The sequence below is a fragment of the Bacillus sp. EKM202B genome (assembly GCF_011066025.1).
GTDB lineage: Bacteria > Bacillota > Bacilli > Bacillales > Bacillaceae_G > Bacillus_A > Bacillus_A toyonensis.
On the sequence record NZ_JAAMNK010000005.1, the window covers coordinates 36,695 to 55,688 of the forward strand.

Below are 18,994 nucleotides of genomic sequence, written 5' to 3' on the forward strand. Positions count from 1 at the left end.
TCGGCCTTCATAATGAAATAGTAACTAGAAAAGGAAAACAGTTTACTTTACTTTTCTTCTTATTGTACAACAGAGTATTCATTCATGCATTGTTATTTGTTCACAAATTCGATATAATTTGATTGAGTAAAGTCGAAATATTTTATTAATATAAAATTTTAGGATTAGGGGACATTTCAACAGAAAAGGGGTAATCCATCATGAAACACCTCGTAATACTAGGTGGTGGCTACGGTGGAATGAGAATTCTGCAACGGCTACTTCCAAGCAACCAACTTCCAGATGATGTACAGGTGACATTAATCGACAAAGTACCATACCATTGTTTCAAAACTGAATATTATGCATTAGTAGCGGGTACAATTTCAGAAACGCATATTCGCATACCGTTTCCTGAGCACCCACGCCTCAATATTCAATACGGCACAATAACAAATATTGATCTCGAAGAAAAAGCTGTTCATCTTGATGGCGGTGAAGCAATCCAATATGATGATTTAATTATCGGACTTGGCTGTGAAGATAAATATCATAACGTTCCTGGGGCAAAGGAATATACACACAGTCTACAATCAATTGAACAAACACGTAAGACATATGAACAATTAAATGGCCTAGAACCGAATGCTACAGTTGCTGTCGTTGGTGCTGGCTTAAGTGGCGTTGAAGTAGCAAGTGAACTTCGTGAGAGCCGTTCTGATTTAAAAATCTATTTATTTGATAGAAAAGATAGAATTTTATTCCCATATCCAGAGAAATTAAGTAGATATGTAGAAGAATGGTTTATAAAACATAACGTTACCATTATACGAAACTCTAACATTACCAAAGTCGAACCAAATATTGTGTACAACCACGATGAACCTCTTGCATGTGATGCAATCGTCTGGACAGCTGGTATTCAAGCAAATGAAGTTGTTCGAAACCTTCCGGTTGAACAAGATGGTAGCGGACGGGTTGTTTTAACAAAATATCACAATATTCCAAATGACGAGCACGTTTACGTTGTAGGAGATTGTGCAGCACTTCCACACGCACCATCTGCTCAACTTGCTGAAGGTCAAGGAGAACAAATTGTCCAAATATTATTAAAACGTTGGAATAATGAACCACTTCCTGATGAACTACCTGTTATTAAATTAAAAGGTGTTCTCGGTTCCCTCGGCAAAAAACACGGATTTGGTTTACTAGCAAACCAACCATTAATGGGACGTGTACCGAGATTATTAAAATCCGGTCTTCTTTGGATGTATAAATATCATAACGGTTAATACTTTACGAGCTGTCTACTATGTAGGCAGCCTCTTTTCATCAGTTGAAAAAATTTTTTTCATAAACAGAAATTATCAGAAATATTTTTCTCAATATTTATTCACAAAATTTTCTATTTTTATATTAAAAACTATTGATGAAAAGTGTATGCTATTTGTAAGTTGTTTTTATTATTTCCTTTAAGACCGAATTCATTCGGTCTTATTTTTTATGTGATAAATACTTTTATAGGAGGCATTACATTTCACTTATGAACTTGACGAAACTACACGATCGAATAGAAGCGAAGAAGAAAGAATTGATCTATCTCGTTGAAATGTACGGATTCACTCATGATAAAGTAATTTCTTTCAGTCAAGAATTAGATTGTTTACTTAACTTATTAATAAAACTCAAGACGAAGAAAAAACGTTGCTCTTTATAACCTTATTTTTCTATTTCTCTCTCTTTTTTGATACGATATAACTAGAATCAGAAAGGAGCAATTTATGTTTATATTAAAAAACGTTACATATAAAGATATACTACACATTCCTTATTTACAGATTCAAAAAGAGACAATCACTTGTATTATCGGTGAAAGTGGGAGCGGAAAGAGTACATTACTTCGCATGTTAAATGATTTACAATCTCCAACATCCGGTACAATCGAATATAACGGAAAACCAATTTCTGATTATCCCCCTATTCAATTACGCCGTGACGTAGTTATGCTCGGACAAACTCCACCTATTTTTGACGGAACAGTTAAAGACAATCTATTAATGGGACTTCGTCTTTCTGAAAAACCATCTCCAAGTGATGATACTTTGCAAAATGCATTAACGACTGTTAGCTTAAATAAAAATTTAGAAGACAACGCCGCTTCATTATCAGGCGGAGAAAAACAACGGCTTGCTTTTGCTCGCATCATACTTATGGATCCGCCTGTCTATTTATTGGATGAACCAACTTCGGCATTAGATAGTGATACAGAACACCGCGTTATGAAGCAATTCACTATACTCGCAAGAGAAAAGAAAAAAACCGTTATCTTCATCACGCACTCGCAACAACTTCCAGAAGAAATTGCAGACGATATTATTGAAATTAGTAAAACAAACGGTGCAACTAGAAAGGGAGTGCTCTCAGTTGAAGGGCGTTATTGAACTCCAAATTTGGCAACTTGCTGCTGCCTATATTTTCATTCTTATTTTAATCGGACTTGTAAGATTAAAAGGGATACCTCGCGAGAAACAAATTGCGATCGCAACATTCCGTATGACCATTCAGCTCGTACTTGTTGCATATGTCCTTACATACATATTTGAAAACAGTAATCCATTTTATACAATTGCTCTCATTACTTCTATTACTACATTTGCTATTTTTAATATTTATAAACGAGTTAATATTCCGATGTCCAAAGAATTAAAACGTGTAGCCGCTCTTTCCATGGTTGCGGGATCAATCGGACCATTACTACTATTTATCTTTGTTATTATCGGGCATAATCCGTGGTATGCACCGCAATATATCGTTCCTATTGCCGGCATGTTAATCGGTAATGCTATGACCGGTATTTGCCTCGGGGCAAACACCTTTTTAAACAATATGAAATCTCAAAGAGATCATATTGAAGGTGCCCTTATGCTCGGCGCAACACCGAAAGAAGCAACTGCTCCCCTCATAAGGGACGCTTTTGATTCTGCTATTTTACCAACAATCAATTCCATGGTCGGTATGGGAATTATAAGCTTACCCGGTATGATGACCGGTCAAATATTATCCGGTGTATCACCGTTTACAGCAATTCAATATCAAATTGCTATCATACTCGGTATTTCAGGGAGTACTGCTTTCGCTGTCATTATCTTCTTACAGCTTGGATATAAAACATTCTTTAATAAGCGCTGTCAGTTGAAAGAAATTGACTATGATGCGAGGTAAATCGTGCGTAGTTCACGGCGAATGAAATTATATTAACGATTTTTTCAATATATCTATCATAACTTACAATATATCAACGATTTTTCAAATATATCTATCATAACTCACAATATATCAACGATTTTGTACGAAATATCGATTTACCGACAAAAAGTGACATAATAAAAAGAGGAGGCGAATAGCCTCCTCTTTTTATTTGTCTTACGCCTTCTTAACGAACTGTGATTTTAACTTCATAGCTCCGAAACCGTCGATTTTACAATCAATATCATGATCTCCATCAACTAGACGAATACTCTTTACTTTCGTACCAATCTTCACAACTGAAGAAGTACCCTTTACTTTTAAATCTTTAATTACAGTAACAGCATCACCATCTTGAAGAACGTTTCCGTTTGCATCTTTTACAACTTTTGCACCATCATTATTTTCAGCTTCTGCTTCTTTGCCCCACTCATGAGCACATTCTGGACATACGAAAAGAACGCCATCCTCATACGTATATTCTGAGTTACATTTTGGACAATTTGGTAAAGTAGCCATAAATTCATTTCCTCCGTTCATTATTTATACGTAAAAATCAAATTTGATGTTTACATGTCGATAAATAAAATTTGTATAGCATTTCTTTATAGTGCCATAGTCTTACGTTATTGACAAGCCTACCTCAAATTCTCATTTTTTATTGTATTTTACAAAATTTCAATTCGTATGGTGTTTACAATAAAAAAGAAGAACCTTCACAAGATTCTTCTTTTCAAAATGAATGAGTTCTCACTAGAACCCCCAACCATTCTCTTCAATATAAAATTGATACTCTTCTAACTCTTCTTCACTTAACTTCTTATTATTCTCATATACTTCTTGCCATTCAAAGTAACCTTCACTGAAATAAACAGCGAATTTAATTTTTACGTTTTTCTTCTCTGTATAGTCATAACCAGTAAACTCTACTACGTCATACTCTTTTTCTTTCTTCACGAACTTCCAAGTTGGATTATCAGTCATAACCTCTAAAGTAAATCCTTCATCACTTGAACGAACAACATTTTTAATATTCGGCTCAGTTGGTAAAAGAGAAAGTCCGAACATAGCTCCACCAAACACTATCCCCACTATAACTTGTAAACCAATCATACCAGCAGCACTAGCGCCGCCCTTTGATTGTAAGTAATACGCCTTCTTGTGATCCGGCATATCTTCTTCCTTATGTAAAACTCGAATAGCATGCTTATAATATAAACGGTTTCCTTGCCATCCAGTAAATATCATCACTCCTAATTGAAGAACTAAACTAACTGTTAAATAAATCCCATCTGAAATATCTATAAAAGGAGTTACAACGATACTAGGTACCGCCAATAACGTAAGTATAATAAACAACTTATACATTTTACGATAAGCTAACCAAAAAGTTGGGAAGAAAAAGGCTACCCAATTCCACGTATTCCCTTGTGCTGGATTTTCTACTTTTCCCCATTTAAAGTCATAATACGCCGTATTCTTTTGAACAATCTTATGTAACTCTTGTGGAGAAATTGTTTCTTGTAAAACAGTGTCTTTCACGTACATCATCCTTTTCTTATTTCTATATACAGGTATTGTATATGTACAAAAAGAAGGAATCTAACAAAAAGTACATATATTTCATAAAAACGAGCGGAAATCGAATATATTCCGACAATTATCCGTTTATTATTTAATTTTACTTTAAAATATATTAAAATACTTATGAATTATACGTTTAATACACCAAGTTAAATGTTTTGTATGTTCACAAAAAAAGATGCCCCAAAATCATTTGGACACATCCTACTCCTATTATATAAATTACTATTATGGTATGGTCTAACCTAAAATCTCGACTTAAAAGACTTCACAAATTAACTTTCTACTATTTAAAACATACTTCCACTTACACAACTAATAAATAATCTATCATTAATTTCCTCAATTGATACAATAAAATCTACTTCAACTATATTTTTAGGCAGTTTCATTATTCTTAAATTCCACCTTTTTTTCATATTCATCTAAGAAAATTGTAGCATCATCATATTTAAAAAACTCGACCCAAGCGTCAAAAAACTGACAAATCGGGTCTATTATGTCTGTTTTTTCTTGAAACAAAATACGCTCATCTATACTAAGTATTATTTCTCCAGTATTTTCTATCGGCAGTTTATGTAGTTCCATTTGAAAATTTTTCATGATTCCTCCCCTTCTTGATTATATTGAAATACTATTTTTATTTATTCCACACTACCCTTCACTTTCTCAATAACATCTTCTATACGTTCCGCTATACATTCTATCTCCCAATCACCCTCACCGTGCAAAGCTGTATAAACCGGGCATTTTTCATCATTACTATCTACAAAGATTGGATCACCGAGATACGAATCTATTCCAATTACAATCCATCCCTCTTTCCAATCTCCTTCTTCATTCCCGGTTAAGCTTTGCCCTTCTTCATCAAAGCTATAACCAAGTTGTCCTTCTTCTATTTCTTCACTATTAAACAATTCTATCGTCATAGGTTCAGATTCATACTCTAGCTCAATTTCATTATCCTCAGCACGATCTACATATTCTAAAAGTTGTTTAATTTTATTATGGTTATTCATGATATCTTCTCCATTCTCTCTTAAAATAATCTAGCTTTAGGCATACTATAATATATAAAATAAAGTTCATAAAACTACTATTTCAGGTGATTAAATATGAAGTGCATAGTTTGGACAGAAGATGTTTTTTCACAAAACTTCACTACGTTCCATATTGCATAATGTTTCACATGAAACTATCCACATTCCGGATCACCTTTCTACCATTTCCGACTGGTTTCAAACGTGGGCTTCTTATGAAAACTTAACAAAAATAAATATACATTCCATTACTCCGTTACTAGCCGTCGTTCCAATATTATAAGAAAAAGCGTTTCTGCTTCTTACCTGTTTTTCTTTCTACAAATTAAAACAGTACGAACAAGCTAATCACTATTTACAGCAATATTCACATTGCTCTGTGCATCTTAATAACGAGAAAAAAGAAAAAGTATTCTTTCATGAAGTTGATATGTATATGAAAAAACTAGTAGAAAGCACAATGTAAATGTACATTGTGCTTTCTACTAGTCCTTTATCACACTTTTTATATTTCCTCCTACAACTACCAAGTAATATTCATTTCTTCAAATGACGCTTTACTCACTTCTAACCTTTCACTACCCTCCGTCCCAATCATTGCTACTTCCTCTTTAGACAACTTAATTTTCTCGTTTGGATTTTGGATTTTTCTCTCATACACGAATTGTAAAAGTTCTATTTGTTCCGCTGTCAGTTCATACTCTTCTTCCAGTCTTTCAATTGCTGATTCCGTATCAAGTAATGGAATTTCTAATAAAAATCCACCGTGCTCTTCCATCTCTTCAAATGGATCAATTGAATACGCACCACTATCCTCAATCCAAAATGCAGTTGTAATAAAAGGAACTGTTTCGCCTTCTACTTCTTCTAATACGTATTGAAGTGCTTCCTCTTTCGCAATGTCTATTACTTCCAAAGGTGCCCCTTCAAAATAATTTGCCGCATCAATCCACTCTTCAATTCTCTCGCTATTCACATCTTGCAGACATACGATCGTATAATCCGGATGAAACGTAATTGTCCCTCTTCCGCCTTGACTATCTTGCATATTATAGTTAAACCCATCCCATGAACTTTCATGCGAGAAATCAGGAGCATGTGCTACAAAAATTGCATCTGCAATTGACTTTAAGATACAACCTTTCCATAGTTGTTCTTTATTTATATGTAATTTATATTTACTCATCTGCTTTCCTCGTCTACATATTTTTTATATTATCTTTCGAATTCTCATTCCGTGTAAAGTACTTTTTCATTATATAACAATAGTAAAGGCATCCTTCATACAAAGGATGCTTTTACTATTTTCTCTACCATTTCCCCCTACACTCCTCAATTAAACTAAGCAAATATCTCTTCATCATATCAGCCCTTCTCCAAATAGAAAGTTTCTTCTTCTCCTTTGGATCCTACCTCATTCGCTCTACTTCTTTTAATAAAGGCTCCCATTCTTTCGCTGAGCGTTCTAACAAGTATTGCAATCCTCTATCTTTTGAAACAATTGTTTTATGATCTAACGTATATAAAATACGCCCCATCGTAACGACAGCTGATTCTACCCATTCTTCTATGAAAAACAAATAAGGACGCTTCGCTTTTTCACTCCAGTAATGTTCTACGTTATATTTCATTGTATTTACTACATCATCCCACTTTATTTGAAATGGAAGGTCTTCTACTTCTTTCCCGATAACTGTAATGCCTTGATTTTTTAATGTCCACCATGTGACCGCATTAATATCCCAATGACCTATATTCGCCTTACCATCTGCACAATACACGTACTCATTTATTTCATGATTGTATTTCCCTAAGTCAGCAAGCGGAATATACATACCGTCCATTCTTTTACCTAGCGTACTTTCACTCATTTTCTTATGCAGTTCTACAATTTGTTGTTTTTCAGCTTCATTCACGGAATCATTTAGTACTGCAACAAAATCAACATCGCTCGTTTCTATATGAAATGCACCTAGCGCAATAGAGCCGTAAACATATACTCCGACTATTTTTCCATCTAAAAAAATTTCTTTTAACCCTACTATGTACTGCTCCATTAACTGCTTTACTTCTGCTGGTAAAGCTTGTTTTATTCCATTCTCCACATCTATCCCTCCATTAAAAAAAGCCTTCGCAAATTCGCAAAGGCTTCCTGCTTTATAAATATTTCTCGATTTCCTCGTAAACATCCTTCAAACGAGGATTTCCTTCTCCAACAATCTCTCCATTCACAAGAACGACTGGATAAAATAAATCTTCTTCTACTACGCGCTCTGCGAATGCTTTTTTATCTTCATCTTCTTGTTCTTGTTGAAAATCAATATACTCGAAATTAAATTTATTTTCTTGTCCTTCATATTTACGACCAATCGCCGCTTGTAACCACTCAAACGTTTCTGTTGAAGATGGCATTCCGACGCAGCTCGCACAAATTACTTTCGTCCCATACACTTGCACATTAACCATTTCTTCTCCCCCACTTCTTGTTCTAACAGTATATTCAGATGTCTTAGTACATAAGCACATCATTTTACAAACTTATTCCATACCCCTATACTGAAAAAACACGTTGTACACATGATAAAATATTTCGACAATAAAACAAGAACAGAAAAAATAGATTTTCCCCTCTATCTTGATTATAATAAAACTGATGAAAGGAGTCGATAAAAATGGAAAACCCACATATGCAAGAACAAGTACTAGAAGTACTAGATAAATTACGTCCGTTCTTACTTCGCGATGGCGGAGACGTTGAATTAGTAGACATTGAAGAAGGTATCGTAAAATTACGCCTTATGGGTGCATGCGGAAGCTGCCCAAGTTCTACAATCACACTAAAAGCTGGTATCGAGCGCGCGTTACTTGAAGAAGTACCAGGCGTTATTGAAGTAGAGCAAGTATTTTAATTAAAAGCGGAAACGGCTCGTTCAAAATATGCCTCGGCGGAAGAAGCGAAGCCACCGAACATTTTAGCCGCTGGAGCTAGATATTAATTAAAAGCAGAAGCGGCTCGTTCAGAATCGCTTCCTAGAAAGAGACCCCAATGGGTCTCTTTTTTTATTCAAATAACACTTCTACTTTAACATCATAAAACAAAATTGGAAATCATTCTCAAAAAATGCGATAATTAATACTATATAGTGAATCGTTCACACATATAAAGTGAAACTATAATCAGTGGGTGTTTACGGGCATCCCGATTCCCACAAATAGCGGGATGAAGTAAAAAACATAGGGGGACGACACATGCCAAAAATGGGGAACACTTTTTTAACAATTCAAGAACTAGAAGAGAAAAAAGAATATTTATTAGGCCTTTCGTCCGTTATACCAACATGGAATACAAGCTATCAATTTTTATTTAAAGAAATCCAGCAAGAATTATTGAGTAAAGTAAATGAAAAAATCGAAAGAAATCAATTCATTTTAAATATATGTGCAGATCAACAGGTAGGAGCATAATGTATTACATACAATTGCGGTATAAAAAAGAGACCTCAATCGGTCTCTTTTTTATACTTTTAAGATAGCCAATCTAATTTTCTAATCCCTAACTTATCAATTGGCAAACGAAGTGATCCATAAAAATTCCTCATAAATTGCTCAGAGCGGTTCACATCATGTAAAATAGCTTCTAAGCGATCTCTATATATACTTTTTTGTTCTTCGTTCCCAGTTTGATAATATCGTTCGACCGTTTCAAAATAGTGGAGCGGGAACAGGAGCCTTGCAAATAATAAGCGCCAACCAAATGAGGATAGCGAATAATTGCGTTCATAATCTGTAACAAATTGAACGATTGTTTGCTCCCAGTCTTTCTTCTTTTCAATCATCATATAGCGAATCAATTCTGCTATATCTCGAGTGGGATGATCATACACCCACTCAAAAGGAAGTTTTAGACGCTTCGTTTGATGCCATAATAAAGGTGTAAATCGCTCCTGGCAAATTGTTGCCGCATCGGTCATTTGTGGCGTATCATCCATCTCTGTATCGACAACATACTGAATTGCATTTTCCGCAACTCCTAAATAATACGGGAAGGATTCGATAAACAATTGATCGAATACGTCTGTAGGGTGGTTCATCACTTGTGATTGCCAAAATTTCTCTAATTGATCGAGCCTTTTTTCCCATAACGCTTTCCATTCACCAATGCGGCTTAATTGCTCAATTTCTTCTGGAAAGAATGCACCTCGTTTATGGAATATAGAAAGCTCACTTCCTAATGACATAGCATGTCGTTCTAACGTGCGCATACCTTTTAATAAGCAGTAATTTTGTTCTTCTATCTCACTTACATAGTAGCCGTGTATAGTCGGAACGAAAGTCGCTACAGTCATATCCCCTTGCTGGTTCATATAGTCACTGAGCTTTTTCATCTCTACAAGTACTTCTTCCTCCATTTCTCCAATTGGAACAAGTACATAAATTTTGTTGCGAATCCAAAAGCTTTTATAGGGGCCAAGGGGGATTAATTCTTTAACATGCATGTGATAATGCTCATAAATATGCTGAATCATCGCAGTCGCCACCTATGGTTTTTCTTTATATATATGAGCTTGTGCTCGCCTTTCATTCCTATGCACATGATAAAGCAACGAAACGTATACAAATACTAAAAAGAAAAAAAGGTGATAAACATGAAAGAATCAAATCAACTACAAGAAAGAGCATTACAACTATTACAAGAACGCGGTGTAACAATTGACGATATTGCTGAACTTGTTCATTTTCTTCAAAAAAAATATCATCCAAATTTAGAGATGTCAGAATGCCGTTATAACGTTGAGCGTGTATTATCAAAACGTGAAGTACAAAACGCACTAATTACTGGTATCGAACTCGATGTCCTTGCTGAAAAAGGAATGTTAAGTGCGCCGTTACAAGATATCGTAAAACGTGATGAAGGCTTATACGGAATTGATGAAGTTATCGCACTTTCTATCGTTAACGTGTACGGCTCTATCGGTTTCACGAACTTTGGATATATCGATAAATTAAAACCTGGTATTTTAGAATACTTAAATGATAAATCAACTGGCAAAGTGCATACATTCCTTGATGATATCGTTGGCGGAATCGCTGCCGCTGCTTCAAGCCGTTTAGCGCACCGAGCTGATCACTCGGAATAATAATAATGCTTTCTAGACCGTCAGTTTTATGCTGACGGTCTTTCATATTCCATGAGCATAAATTCTCTTCCGCGGCTCAAAAAGATAGGTCCTTGCTGAAAACCTATATTTTTATATAGCGTAATTGCTCTTGTATTAAATGTTGCTACACTTAATCGAAACATTTTTGCATTAAACTCTTTCGTGGCAAACGCTATTCCAGCTTTGAAAAATTCTTTCCCCATTCCTTTCCCTGTTAACGCCGGCTTCATACCAAGTCCGATATCAATCAGATTTTCTCCACCATATAAATTAGCATCTCTTCCCCCTGGTACTTGTGCATTTTCCCCAAAACAAAAATAGCCGATGAACTCTCCTTGATCGTCACAACAGCCATAATACGTTCCATCTAATAGCTCTTCTATCACTTCTTTCTCGCCTGAAAAACTATATAAATTATATGGTTCCTCGTACGTCCACGTATTTATCTCATTTGCTTCTTCTACCGTTAACTTATGTATATCCATCCTTCTCTCTCCTTATCAATTGTTCTATATACTCATTCATTCTCCGCACCTTATTTCCCTCTAATTGAAATATGCAGAATTGCATGCACACAAACATTACACAAATGGTACAATTTATTTGAATCGCTGTTGCTACACTTCTTGATTAAAGAAAAGGCGTTAAAACGGAAATTAGCGTCTTATCGAACTCAAGCAATTGACACATTTTGTCATCATAAAAGACACTCGAAAGAGTGTCTTTTTTCTATATTTCATAAGGACTTACTCATTCCCCAAAATAAACGCATAAAATAATGTAACTCTTTACACGCATGAATCCCTTTCTAAAAGTTGTGAAGTACGTTACGGGAGATTCAAAATAAAAAGCACTCTGACTAGAGTGCTTTTCACTTTAAAACAAGGAGGTTACATATATGGATAGTACTCTCGTATTTAACTTCGGTATTGGTATTGTCATCATTTTATTTGTCTTCTTTGTTCTTTGTATGAGCGGGGTATAGCAATCTTTTATGCCGATAATTCCTTTAAAGTATCACTTAATTTGAACTTTCTTAATTGTAATGAAGCAATCATCGCTGCCCCTGCTCCAAGCACCACACTAGCAAAAGCTAATATGCAAACTTGATTATACGGAATAATAATAACCGTTAACTCTAAGCTTGATAACACGATATAGCTAAACAAAATCCCACCAAAAATGCCGATACAACCAGCTATCGCTCCAAGTAAAGTTCCCTCTAATAAAACGATCCGTCTCATTTGCTTCGGAATAGCTCCTACCGCACGAATCATACTAATTTCAGCACGTCTTTCATGTAAACTTGAGACAATCGCATTCATTAACCCTATACCAGAAATAATGAAAACAATTACAACTAACAAGCGAATTAACATCATCATTTGCGATAATAACTGCTCTTGTTCTTTCAATAAATCATAACTGTTTATAACTTCTACATTCTCTTTATTCTTTGTAATTTCTTTTACTTGCTTCTTAATCGCTTCAAATGATTGATTAGAATTAGTCATAATTTGAATTGCTTCATATCCTTGTACGTGAAACTTATCGCGAGCCCATTGTTCATTTACGAAAACATCTGATCCTCTTAACCTTAATCCTTGCTCAATAATCGAAACGACTTTAATCGTTTGTTTTTCTTTTCCCTTTCCTTGTACTTCAAACGTATCATGCAACTGAAGCCCTAATTTTTTAGCCGTTTCCTTCGTAATGACTCCCTCACCATCTTGTAATGGCTTATTTAAATCTTTTCCTTCAATCACCTTCGCTCTCGTTACTTTTTGATACGCGACAATATCATTTCCCACAACTTCCATCAAATCAGGTTCAAAATCATTTTTCCTCGCATGTTCATACCACTCTTGATTCGCTTTTTTAAAGTCATAATTCACAAGCTTTGCTGTAAAGTCTGTAGCATTCCCAACACTCGCCTCTACACCGTCAATTTTTCTAACCTTCTCCATCCAACTAAACGGTAATGTTTCTATTCCTTGCGACTCTACCGGAATTCTTACTACTAAGTCCGCTGGTAAATGTTTTTGTAATCCTTTTTTCATACCTTCATACATAGAATTTACATACATCGTTCCAACAAGTGCTAACATAAAACCAAATGCTAATATAGCAACGGACACAGCCGCCTTATTTCGATAACGAATGACATTTCGGCTACTAATCGTCGTTTCAATTCGTAATATCATTTGAAGTGGTTTTGCAATCACTGGTGCTATCATCCGAATAAATAACGGAATCGCAAATAACAAACCGACCGCAAATAACAGCGCACCTATCGCACTTGGATTAAAACCGATATACCGCTCTAATACGTTACCCGTTAGTCCAATAACAGTACCAATAATTAAAATGCTACCACTAAAAGCACTCCACCTTTTTTCTTTTTTCTCATTACTAGGAAGACCTGGCCTAAGCGCTTGAACTGGTGGAATCTTTCTAACCATGAAGGCTGGTATAATAGCCCCTATAATAGACATAACAATTCCTAGTAAAAACGTAATGAGTAAAATCTCGCCTGAAATCGAGAATGATTCTTTCCCTGCCCCCTCAATATTCACCCATTTATTAATAAATGATGCAGCGATTGTTTGCGTACCTGCTCCAAGAATAACTCCTGCTAGCGATCCGATTGCCCCAATACATAAAGCCTCTAATAAGACGACTAATATAATTTGATTTGGATTACTACCGAGTGCACGTAATAATGCCCATTGCTTAAATCGACTTCTGACAGATAAGAAGAAACTTCCCATTATTAAAAGAGCTACAACAAATAAGGCAATACCACCTAAACTAAAAATTAATGGCTTCATTACATTTAGTCGTTCAAATGCCTTATCTACATAAGTACGTTGGTCCACCTTTATATTTTCTATCTTCTTATTTACATCAAGAGCAATCGCTCTCTTCACATTTACATCGGCTGTTTTCACTTGAACGAGATTAAACTGATTTAGTAGATTTAATTCTTTTTGAAGCCAATGGATGGGAAAATAAGCCCCATGCCCCATTGCCGCCATTAACGGTGGATTTAAAATACCGACGACTTTCACAGTCTTTTCTCCATGCTGTGGGAATGGCAGTTTAATTGTATCTCCCACCCGTATATTTTCACGGTCTGTATACCCTTTTGTTAGTGCTACTTCAGCCCCTTCTTTCGGATATCGACCTTCAAATATTTTATAAGAATGTATTTCTGGAGAATCTTGCTCAACACCCCAATAGGACGGTTTTCCCGATAACTCTTTATAGTGTGGGAAAGGATATGGTATAAGTACTTTTGATATTTTTTCAGCATTTTCTAAGCCATCTATTCCTTTTAAACTTTCATTATTTAAATACATATCATTTTTTATATAGCCAAATTGTAAATTATAATCTCCATACCGACTTACTACTTGTTCCTTCACACTTTGCTCTACTGATTGATTGCCTAGCAATAACATCGTCGCTAACATAACACCTAAAGCTGCACCGAGGGCAATCAACATATTTCGCAACCAATTTTGTTTCATCGATTTTACCGCATACTTAATTACCCATCGCATCACCTTTACCTCCTACTTTAAAGTGACGATTCATAATCTCTTGAATGTGGATAACTTGTTGCGGGATATTTCGAAATTTCCATCCTTTACTTTCAGCATGCTCATGAATCACCTCACCATCTAATAAGAAAACGACTTTATCAGCATGGGCCGCTACGAACGGATCGTGCGTTACAATGACAGCTGTTTGCCCTAATTCATCACATGCATTGCGAAGTGCCGCAATAATATTTTTGCTGTTTTCTGAATCTAACGCCCCTGTTGGCTCATCAGCTAATATAATAGCTGGCTCATTTGCAAAGGCTCTTGCTATCGCAACCCTTTGCTGTTGCCCACCTGATAACTGTGCTGGTAAATGCTTTTCTTTTCCTTTCAATCCAACGAGTTCTAATAAACGATTTGCTGTCACCGTTGCCTTTTTTTGCGAAACATTATCTAATAATAAAGGCAACCCTACATTTTCCTCCGCATTAAACACTGGAATTAAATTAAACTGTTGAAAAATAAAACCGATTTTATGCCTTCTAAATAAAGCGAGCTCTTTTTCTTTTAATGTTGAAATCTCCGTACCATCAACTCGAATACTACCTACTGATGGAATATCTAATCCACCTAACAGCTGAAGTAAGGTCGTTTTCCCCGATCCACTTGCCCCCATAATACAAACAAAATCTCCTTTTTGAATTTGAAGATTAATATCTTTTAAGATCTTTACTTTACTATCTCCAATATCAAACGATTTTTCTAACCCTTCAATTTCAATAATATTCATCCCGATATCCCCTTCTCTCTCTATTTACCAATCTATATATTCTATTCAAAAATGCAAAATCCCTACTATTTTGTATTTTTTTGTCACATACTAACATTTATATTAACCGGCATTAAGTGCCCGATTAGTGTAAGCAAATAATCAGTGCGGGATGGATAGCCCCCACCGATTAAAATTTCACTCTATTTCTCACGTCAGAAAAGTTGACTCTCGCAACGAAAGTAACCATAATAGTTACACGAATATATAAAAACTATTCACATATCCACAAGTAGGAGGAAGAACAATGAAACATGTAATCGTTTATGCACACCCGAATACAGAAAGCTTTAACCATGCAATTTTAGAAACTGTAAAAAGTGAATTAGAAGGAAAAGGTCATGAAGTACACGTTCGTGATTTATATGAATTAAACTTCAATCCAGTATTAGGTGCTTCCGATTTCATCTCATTTTCCCAAGGAAACACACCAGAAGATATTAAAGAAGAACAAAAGCATATCACTTGGGCTGATAGTATTACATTCATTTACCCAGTTTGGTGGGCAGGTCTTCCTGCTATTTTAAAAGGATACGTTGACCGTGTATTTAGCCACGGCTTCGCTTATGCTTACGGTGAGAATGGTATTGAAAAATTATTAAGCAGTAAAAAAGGATTGTTATTATCTACGATGGGAAATTCGGAAGAAGTATACACAGCAGGCGGTATGTTTGATGCAATGAAAAAAACAGCAGATGTTGGTATTTTTGAATTTACAGGCATTGAAACACTTGAGCATACATTCTATACAAGTGTTCCTTCTGTGGATGACAGTGTGCGTAAACAATATCTTGAAGAGGTTAAAGATGTTGTGAATCGTGCATTTTAATAAAAAAACTCCGGCTTTAACAACCGGAGTTTTTCATTTCATCATTAATTTCGGAATATACCTTTGAAGAATGCTTTCTAATTCATTCATATCTTCCTGTCTAATAAGTAAATTCACATTGTCATTCATTTTTTCTCGCCCGCGATATAAAAATATATTTTCTTTTGGATTTTCCCATGTTGATGTTTTATAGCCTTTCAATTCTTCGTATGAATAAAAGTTTAATCCGTCTACTACACCTTTTTCATATATTTTTACACTTTTAATAAGATGGATGGCTATTAAAGTCATAAAACAACTTGCTACAGCATAACTACCTGACTGAATGAGAAACTGTTCAAGTGTGCCAATATCACCACTTACATATTGAGCATATATATACATACATTGTCCAATGAAATATGCTGGTCCAAGTAATGCAACCCAACGTCTTTTCACCCGAGGATACATTGCAATGAGTTTTCCTGCGCTTTTTTTCATTTCATTTATTTTATATATCTTCCATAGAATAAAAAACAAAACACATAATGTAAAAACAAACATAATACATGACATCCAGTACATTCTTATTCTCTCCCCCTTACATCATTACATTTAAATTTTACATTTTATATACTTATAGTACATATGCAATTGTGCATAAAAAAACAGGTAACCTCTTCCGGTTACCTGCATTTCATTACATCTTCTCAATCCACTCCGTCAAGTTATGCACAACTTGCGTCGGTTGAACTTCGTATTCTGTTAATTTCTCCACAGTTGTGACTCCAGTGTGGACAAGAAGGGTATGCATACCAGCATTTACTCCCGCTAAAATGTCCGTATCGTAGTTATCCCCAACCATTAATGCCTCATCTTTTCCTATGCCAAGCACTTTTAATGCTTGTTCCATAATGATTGATTCTGGTTTTCCAATAAAGATTGGCTCCACACCTGTTGATACTGTAACAACTGATGTTAATGAACCGTTACCTGGTAATAATCCACGCTCAGTTGGAATAGCAATATCTCCATTTGTAGAAATAAACGTTGCACCGTTACGTACAGCAAGACATGCTTTTGCTAATTTTTCATATGTGATGTCGCGATCTAAACCAACAACAACGAAATCAGGGTTTTCATCCACAAGTTCAAATCCTTTTTCCACAAGAGCATCATGTAAGCCTTCTTCACCAATCATGTATACAGTTGCATCTTGTTTACGTTCATAAATGAAATTCGCTGTCGCCATACTCGTTGTGAATACTTGCTCTGCTTTCGCTGGAATATCGAAACGAACAAGTTTTTCTGCAACTTGTTCTGGTTTACGAGTTGAGTTATTCGTAACGAATAAATACGGAATGCCGCGCTCTCCTAATGCTTTCACGAAGTCGCTTGCTTCTTCAATTTGTTCTTCACCACGATACATCGTACCGTCTAAGTCAATTAAATAACCTTTATACATCTATTATGTCTCTCCTTCTATGCTAGAGTTCTCATCTATCATACCACTCTTATATTACCCCCTTTTCCAAAAGAAAAAAACGCTTTACCTTAAAGCGCCCCAGAACGTTCATTTTTTCTCTTTTACTTGGTAAGAACAACTACAATCACCCTCGCACATGTTTGCTAGCGTATTTACATCTGCATTCGCAAATAAACGCTTATACATCTCTTTTTCATCTGCACATACTTGCGGGAATCTCTCTGCAATTTCCTTTAACGGACAGTTTTGCTTTTCAATTACGAAAGAGTTCTCTCCATCTCTCTTTATTTGAACCATATAACCATTTTTCTCTTGCATTGCTGCTACCTCTTGTACTTTATATGCTAAGTTCTTTTGATTACTGATTCTCTTTTGCAATTTTTCTTCCATTCGCTTCGTTCTTTCTTTCAAAACGTAACGAAGTATTTTTTCATCGCCCATTCGAGCTAAATCTTCTAGCATATCAATCGCAAATTGCTTATATTCTTTCGGGAATGTATCTTCTCCCTTTTCACTTAACCCATACAAATAAGTTGGTCTTCCGACATGTTGCCTGACCATCTTAGAATAAATGAACCCATCTTTCTCAAGATTACTTAAATGTCTTCGGATCGCCATTTCTGTAATCTCTAAAACGTCAGCTAATTCTGCTACCGTATGCTCTCCCTTTACTTTCAACAATTGGACAATCTCGTCTTTCGTAGTACGTGCTTCCCCCATGCTTTACCCTTCTCCCTTCTCCCTTTTCCCTTTTCTTTCTCACATACAATATAAGATCCCCAAAAGGTATTCCCGGGGATCTCATAAGCATAATTATTCTGGTACAAATGCAGATACAGGCCCTAATTCCTTCTCTAAATAACTGCGAATATTTGCCGGGTAGTTCTCTACCACCGCAATATGTTTTTGAATCGTCTTATATAATTCATCATGATTCATTTGAATATAATCTTGCGTAAGCATTCTTCGAAGAAGGATAATTTCTTTCATTCCTTGTCCTTCTTCTGCACTTATCACTCGCTCATCCATTAAAATATCGATAATATCTTCATAGCTTCCTGGATCGCGCATAATAAATCCATCAATCATCGCATTCCCTACATCTAATATAGTATCAATCATAAGATGGGCTATGCGCTCTAATGCATAAAATTCAAACTCGGTTTCATATATCTTCTTCTCTTGAAATGTATTTGTTGCTCGTTCTAAACATACTAGCATTTGTTCTATTTTTTTTCTGTCTACGAAGTACATTCATGTCACCTACCTGGAAATTAAAGCATTTACATTTTAATTGTAACGCTTTCTTCTGAAA

21 protein-coding genes and 3 pseudogenes are annotated in these 18,994 nt (G+C 35.4%); 9 read left to right on the plus strand and 15 right to left on the minus strand.

Features of this window, described 5'->3' with window-relative positions; all coding sequences use genetic code 11:
* Positions 1-200: 200 nt before the first annotated feature.
* From G9F74_RS08430 to G9F74_RS08445, 4 genes are all read left to right on the plus strand, one after another.
* The gene (locus G9F74_RS08430) at positions 201-1,271 is read left to right on the plus strand and encodes an NAD(P)/FAD-dependent oxidoreductase (protein WP_000682063.1); all 1,071 of its coding nucleotides are present in this window, start codon (positions 201-203) and stop codon (positions 1,269-1,271) included.
* A 251-nt stretch (positions 1,272-1,522) separates the two neighbouring features.
* Complete coding sequence (locus G9F74_RS08435) at positions 1,523-1,696, plus strand: aspartyl-phosphate phosphatase Spo0E family protein (RefSeq protein WP_001054617.1); 174 nt, start codon at positions 1,523-1,525, stop codon at positions 1,694-1,696.
* 64 nt (positions 1,697-1,760) lie between these two features.
* Entirely contained in the window at positions 1,761-2,420 is a 660-nt protein-coding gene (locus G9F74_RS08440) for an ABC transporter ATP-binding protein (RefSeq protein ID WP_016107201.1), read from the plus strand.
* On the plus strand, positions 2,404-3,201 hold the full coding sequence (locus tag G9F74_RS08445; protein WP_000679276.1) for an ABC transporter permease: 798 nt from the start codon (positions 2,404-2,406) through the stop codon (positions 3,199-3,201). Before G9F74_RS08440 ends, G9F74_RS08445 begins: the two co-directional genes overlap by 17 nt.
* A gap of 201 nt (positions 3,202-3,402) precedes the next feature.
* Here the strand turns inward: G9F74_RS08445 and phnA are convergent, their stop codons facing one another.
* The 4 genes and pseudogenes from phnA to G9F74_RS08465 all read right to left on the minus strand — a co-directional run bounded on the left by phnA (position 3,403) and on the right by G9F74_RS08465 (position 5,828).
* Positions 3,403-3,744 carry an alkylphosphonate utilization operon protein PhnA gene (phnA, locus tag G9F74_RS08450; RefSeq protein ID WP_000212733.1) on the minus strand — a complete coding sequence of 114 codons (342 nt, stop codon included), beginning with the start codon at positions 3,742-3,744 and terminating at the stop codon, positions 3,403-3,405.
* Between the two features lie 234 nt (positions 3,745-3,978).
* Positions 3,979-4,773: a DUF2628 domain-containing protein gene (locus G9F74_RS08455; RefSeq protein ID WP_033657288.1), complete on the minus strand. Its 795-nt coding sequence runs from the start codon at positions 4,771-4,773 to the stop codon at positions 3,979-3,981.
* Between the two features lie 423 nt (positions 4,774-5,196).
* Positions 5,197-5,412: pseudogene (locus G9F74_RS08460) on the minus strand (hypothetical protein); the annotation flags it as partial.
* Positions 5,413-5,453: 41 nt separating this feature from the next.
* Entirely contained in the window at positions 5,454-5,828 is a 375-nt protein-coding gene (locus G9F74_RS08465) for a hypothetical protein (RefSeq protein WP_016107202.1), read from the minus strand.
* Positions 5,829-5,979: 151 nt separating this feature from the next.
* On the opposite strand from G9F74_RS08465, the pseudogene G9F74_RS30015 reads away from it, so the two are divergent.
* Positions 5,980-6,315 (plus strand): annotated as a pseudogene (locus G9F74_RS30015) (hypothetical protein); the annotation flags it as partial.
* A gap of 57 nt (positions 6,316-6,372) precedes the next feature.
* Here the strand turns inward: G9F74_RS30015 and G9F74_RS08470 are convergent.
* From G9F74_RS08470 to G9F74_RS08480, 3 genes and pseudogenes are all read right to left on the minus strand, one after another.
* Positions 6,373-7,035, minus strand: coding sequence for a hypothetical protein (locus G9F74_RS08470; protein ID WP_000049711.1), 663 nt, complete (start codon positions 7,033-7,035; stop codon positions 6,373-6,375).
* A 124-nt stretch (positions 7,036-7,159) separates the two neighbouring features.
* Positions 7,160-7,954 (minus strand): annotated as a pseudogene (locus G9F74_RS08475) (nucleotidyltransferase domain-containing protein).
* A 52-nt stretch (positions 7,955-8,006) separates the two neighbouring features.
* Entirely contained in the window at positions 8,007-8,315 is a 309-nt protein-coding gene (locus G9F74_RS08480) for a YuzD family protein (RefSeq protein ID WP_000248598.1), read from the minus strand.
* 206 nt (positions 8,316-8,521) lie between these two features.
* On the opposite strand from G9F74_RS08480, the gene G9F74_RS08485 reads away from it, so the two are divergent.
* Together G9F74_RS08485 and G9F74_RS08490 are read left to right on the plus strand one after the other, a co-directional pair.
* A complete protein-coding gene (locus G9F74_RS08485) occupies positions 8,522-8,758 on the plus strand; it encodes a NifU family protein (protein WP_000431159.1) in 237 nt (78 codons plus the stop codon).
* A 340-nt stretch (positions 8,759-9,098) separates the two neighbouring features.
* Positions 9,099-9,314: a hypothetical protein gene (locus tag G9F74_RS08490; protein ID WP_001125484.1), complete on the plus strand. Its 216-nt coding sequence runs from the start codon at positions 9,099-9,101 to the stop codon at positions 9,312-9,314.
* Positions 9,315-9,373: 59 nt separating this feature from the next.
* Here the strand turns inward: G9F74_RS08490 and yutH are convergent, their stop codons facing one another.
* Positions 9,374-10,375, minus strand: a complete 1,002-nt coding sequence (gene yutH, locus G9F74_RS08495; RefSeq protein WP_000614220.1) for a spore coat putative kinase YutH — start codon at positions 10,373-10,375, stop codon at positions 9,374-9,376.
* Between the two features lie 120 nt (positions 10,376-10,495).
* Here yutH and G9F74_RS08500 point away from each other — a divergent pair, with 120 nt between their 5' ends.
* Positions 10,496-10,987: a phosphatidylglycerophosphatase A family protein gene (locus G9F74_RS08500; protein WP_000665097.1), complete on the plus strand. Its 492-nt coding sequence runs from the start codon at positions 10,496-10,498 to the stop codon at positions 10,985-10,987.
* Between the two features lie 26 nt (positions 10,988-11,013).
* Here the strand turns inward: G9F74_RS08500 and G9F74_RS08505 are convergent, their stop codons facing one another.
* The 3 genes from G9F74_RS08505 to G9F74_RS08515 all read right to left on the minus strand — a co-directional run bounded on the left by G9F74_RS08505 (position 11,014) and on the right by G9F74_RS08515 (position 15,346).
* Positions 11,014-11,493: a GNAT family N-acetyltransferase gene (locus G9F74_RS08505; RefSeq protein WP_000351182.1), complete on the minus strand. Its 480-nt coding sequence runs from the start codon at positions 11,491-11,493 to the stop codon at positions 11,014-11,016.
* Positions 11,494-12,000: 507 nt separating this feature from the next.
* Complete coding sequence (locus G9F74_RS08510) at positions 12,001-14,574, minus strand: FtsX-like permease family protein (RefSeq protein WP_001267758.1); 2,574 nt, start codon at positions 14,572-14,574, stop codon at positions 12,001-12,003.
* Positions 14,558-15,346 carry an ABC transporter ATP-binding protein gene (locus tag G9F74_RS08515; protein ID WP_001021168.1) on the minus strand — a complete coding sequence of 263 codons (789 nt, stop codon included), beginning with the start codon at positions 15,344-15,346 and terminating at the stop codon, positions 14,558-14,560. The genes G9F74_RS08510 and G9F74_RS08515 overlap by 17 nt, the downstream gene beginning before the upstream one ends.
* Positions 15,347-15,632: 286 nt before the next feature.
* On the opposite strand from G9F74_RS08515, the gene G9F74_RS08520 reads away from it, so the two are divergent.
* Entirely contained in the window at positions 15,633-16,214 is a 582-nt protein-coding gene (locus G9F74_RS08520; RefSeq protein ID WP_016107204.1) for an NAD(P)H-dependent oxidoreductase, read from the plus strand.
* A gap of 33 nt (positions 16,215-16,247) precedes the next feature.
* On the opposite strand, the gene G9F74_RS08525 is transcribed toward G9F74_RS08520, so the two are convergent.
* The 4 genes from G9F74_RS08525 to G9F74_RS08540 all read right to left on the minus strand — a co-directional run bounded on the left by G9F74_RS08525 (position 16,248) and on the right by G9F74_RS08540 (position 18,933).
* The gene (locus tag G9F74_RS08525; RefSeq protein ID WP_000289892.1) at positions 16,248-16,778 is read right to left on the minus strand and encodes a hypothetical protein; all 531 of its coding nucleotides are present in this window, start codon (positions 16,776-16,778) and stop codon (positions 16,248-16,250) included.
* 115 nt (positions 16,779-16,893) lie between these two features.
* The gene (locus G9F74_RS08530; protein ID WP_000276473.1) at positions 16,894-17,658 is read right to left on the minus strand and encodes a TIGR01457 family HAD-type hydrolase; all 765 of its coding nucleotides are present in this window, start codon (positions 17,656-17,658) and stop codon (positions 16,894-16,896) included.
* Positions 17,659-17,766: 108 nt separating this feature from the next.
* The gene (locus G9F74_RS08535) at positions 17,767-18,399 is read right to left on the minus strand and encodes a helix-turn-helix transcriptional regulator (protein ID WP_000503334.1); all 633 of its coding nucleotides are present in this window, start codon (positions 18,397-18,399) and stop codon (positions 17,767-17,769) included.
* Positions 18,400-18,492: 93 nt separating this feature from the next.
* Positions 18,493-18,933, minus strand: coding sequence for a DUF86 domain-containing protein (locus G9F74_RS08540; RefSeq protein WP_000273997.1), 441 nt, complete (start codon positions 18,931-18,933; stop codon positions 18,493-18,495).
* Positions 18,934-18,994 lie beyond the last annotated feature (61 nt).

Bases quoted from the DNA above. Each gene is read 5' to 3' on its own strand.
- G9F74_RS08540 (WP_000273997.1), bottom strand. From the start codon at position 18,933: ATGTACTTCGTAGACAGAAAAAAAATAGAACAAATGCTAGTATGTTTA.
- G9F74_RS08505 (WP_000351182.1), bottom strand. From the start codon at position 11,493: ATGGATATACATAAGTTAACGGTAGAAGAAGCAAATGAGATAAATACG.
- yutH (WP_000614220.1), bottom strand. From the start codon at position 10,375: ATGATTCAGCATATTTATGAGCATTATCACATGCATGTTAAAGAATTA.
- G9F74_RS08490 (WP_001125484.1), top strand. From the start codon at position 9,099: ATGCCAAAAATGGGGAACACTTTTTTAACAATTCAAGAACTAGAAGAG.
- G9F74_RS08485 (WP_000431159.1), top strand. From the start codon at position 8,522: ATGGAAAACCCACATATGCAAGAACAAGTACTAGAAGTACTAGATAAA.
- G9F74_RS08480 (WP_000248598.1), bottom strand. From the start codon at position 8,315: ATGGTTAATGTGCAAGTGTATGGGACGAAAGTAATTTGTGCGAGCTGC.
- G9F74_RS08440 (WP_016107201.1), top strand. From the start codon at position 1,761: ATGTTTATATTAAAAAACGTTACATATAAAGATATACTACACATTCCT.
- G9F74_RS08430 (WP_000682063.1), top strand. From the start codon at position 201: ATGAAACACCTCGTAATACTAGGTGGTGGCTACGGTGGAATGAGAATT.
- G9F74_RS08455 (WP_033657288.1), bottom strand. From the start codon at position 4,773: ATGTACGTGAAAGACACTGTTTTACAAGAAACAATTTCTCCACAAGAG.
- G9F74_RS08510 (WP_001267758.1), bottom strand. From the start codon at position 14,574: ATGCGATGGGTAATTAAGTATGCGGTAAAATCGATGAAACAAAATTGG.
- G9F74_RS08515 (WP_001021168.1), bottom strand. From the start codon at position 15,346: ATGAATATTATTGAAATTGAAGGGTTAGAAAAATCGTTTGATATTGGA.
- G9F74_RS08500 (WP_000665097.1), top strand. From the start codon at position 10,496: ATGAAAGAATCAAATCAACTACAAGAAAGAGCATTACAACTATTACAA.
- G9F74_RS08520 (WP_016107204.1), top strand. From the start codon at position 15,633: ATGAAACATGTAATCGTTTATGCACACCCGAATACAGAAAGCTTTAAC.
- G9F74_RS08465 (WP_016107202.1), bottom strand. From the start codon at position 5,828: ATGAATAACCATAATAAAATTAAACAACTTTTAGAATATGTAGATCGT.
- G9F74_RS08525 (WP_000289892.1), bottom strand. From the start codon at position 16,778: ATGTACTGGATGTCATGTATTATGTTTGTTTTTACATTATGTGTTTTG.
- G9F74_RS08470 (WP_000049711.1), bottom strand. From the start codon at position 7,035: ATGAGTAAATATAAATTACATATAAATAAAGAACAACTATGGAAAGGT.
- phnA (WP_000212733.1), bottom strand. From the start codon at position 3,744: ATGGCTACTTTACCAAATTGTCCAAAATGTAACTCAGAATATACGTAT.
- G9F74_RS08535 (WP_000503334.1), bottom strand. From the start codon at position 18,399: ATGGGGGAAGCACGTACTACGAAAGACGAGATTGTCCAATTGTTGAAA.
- G9F74_RS08435 (WP_001054617.1), top strand. From the start codon at position 1,523: ATGAACTTGACGAAACTACACGATCGAATAGAAGCGAAGAAGAAAGAA.
- G9F74_RS08530 (WP_000276473.1), bottom strand. From the start codon at position 17,658: ATGTATAAAGGTTATTTAATTGACTTAGACGGTACGATGTATCGTGGT.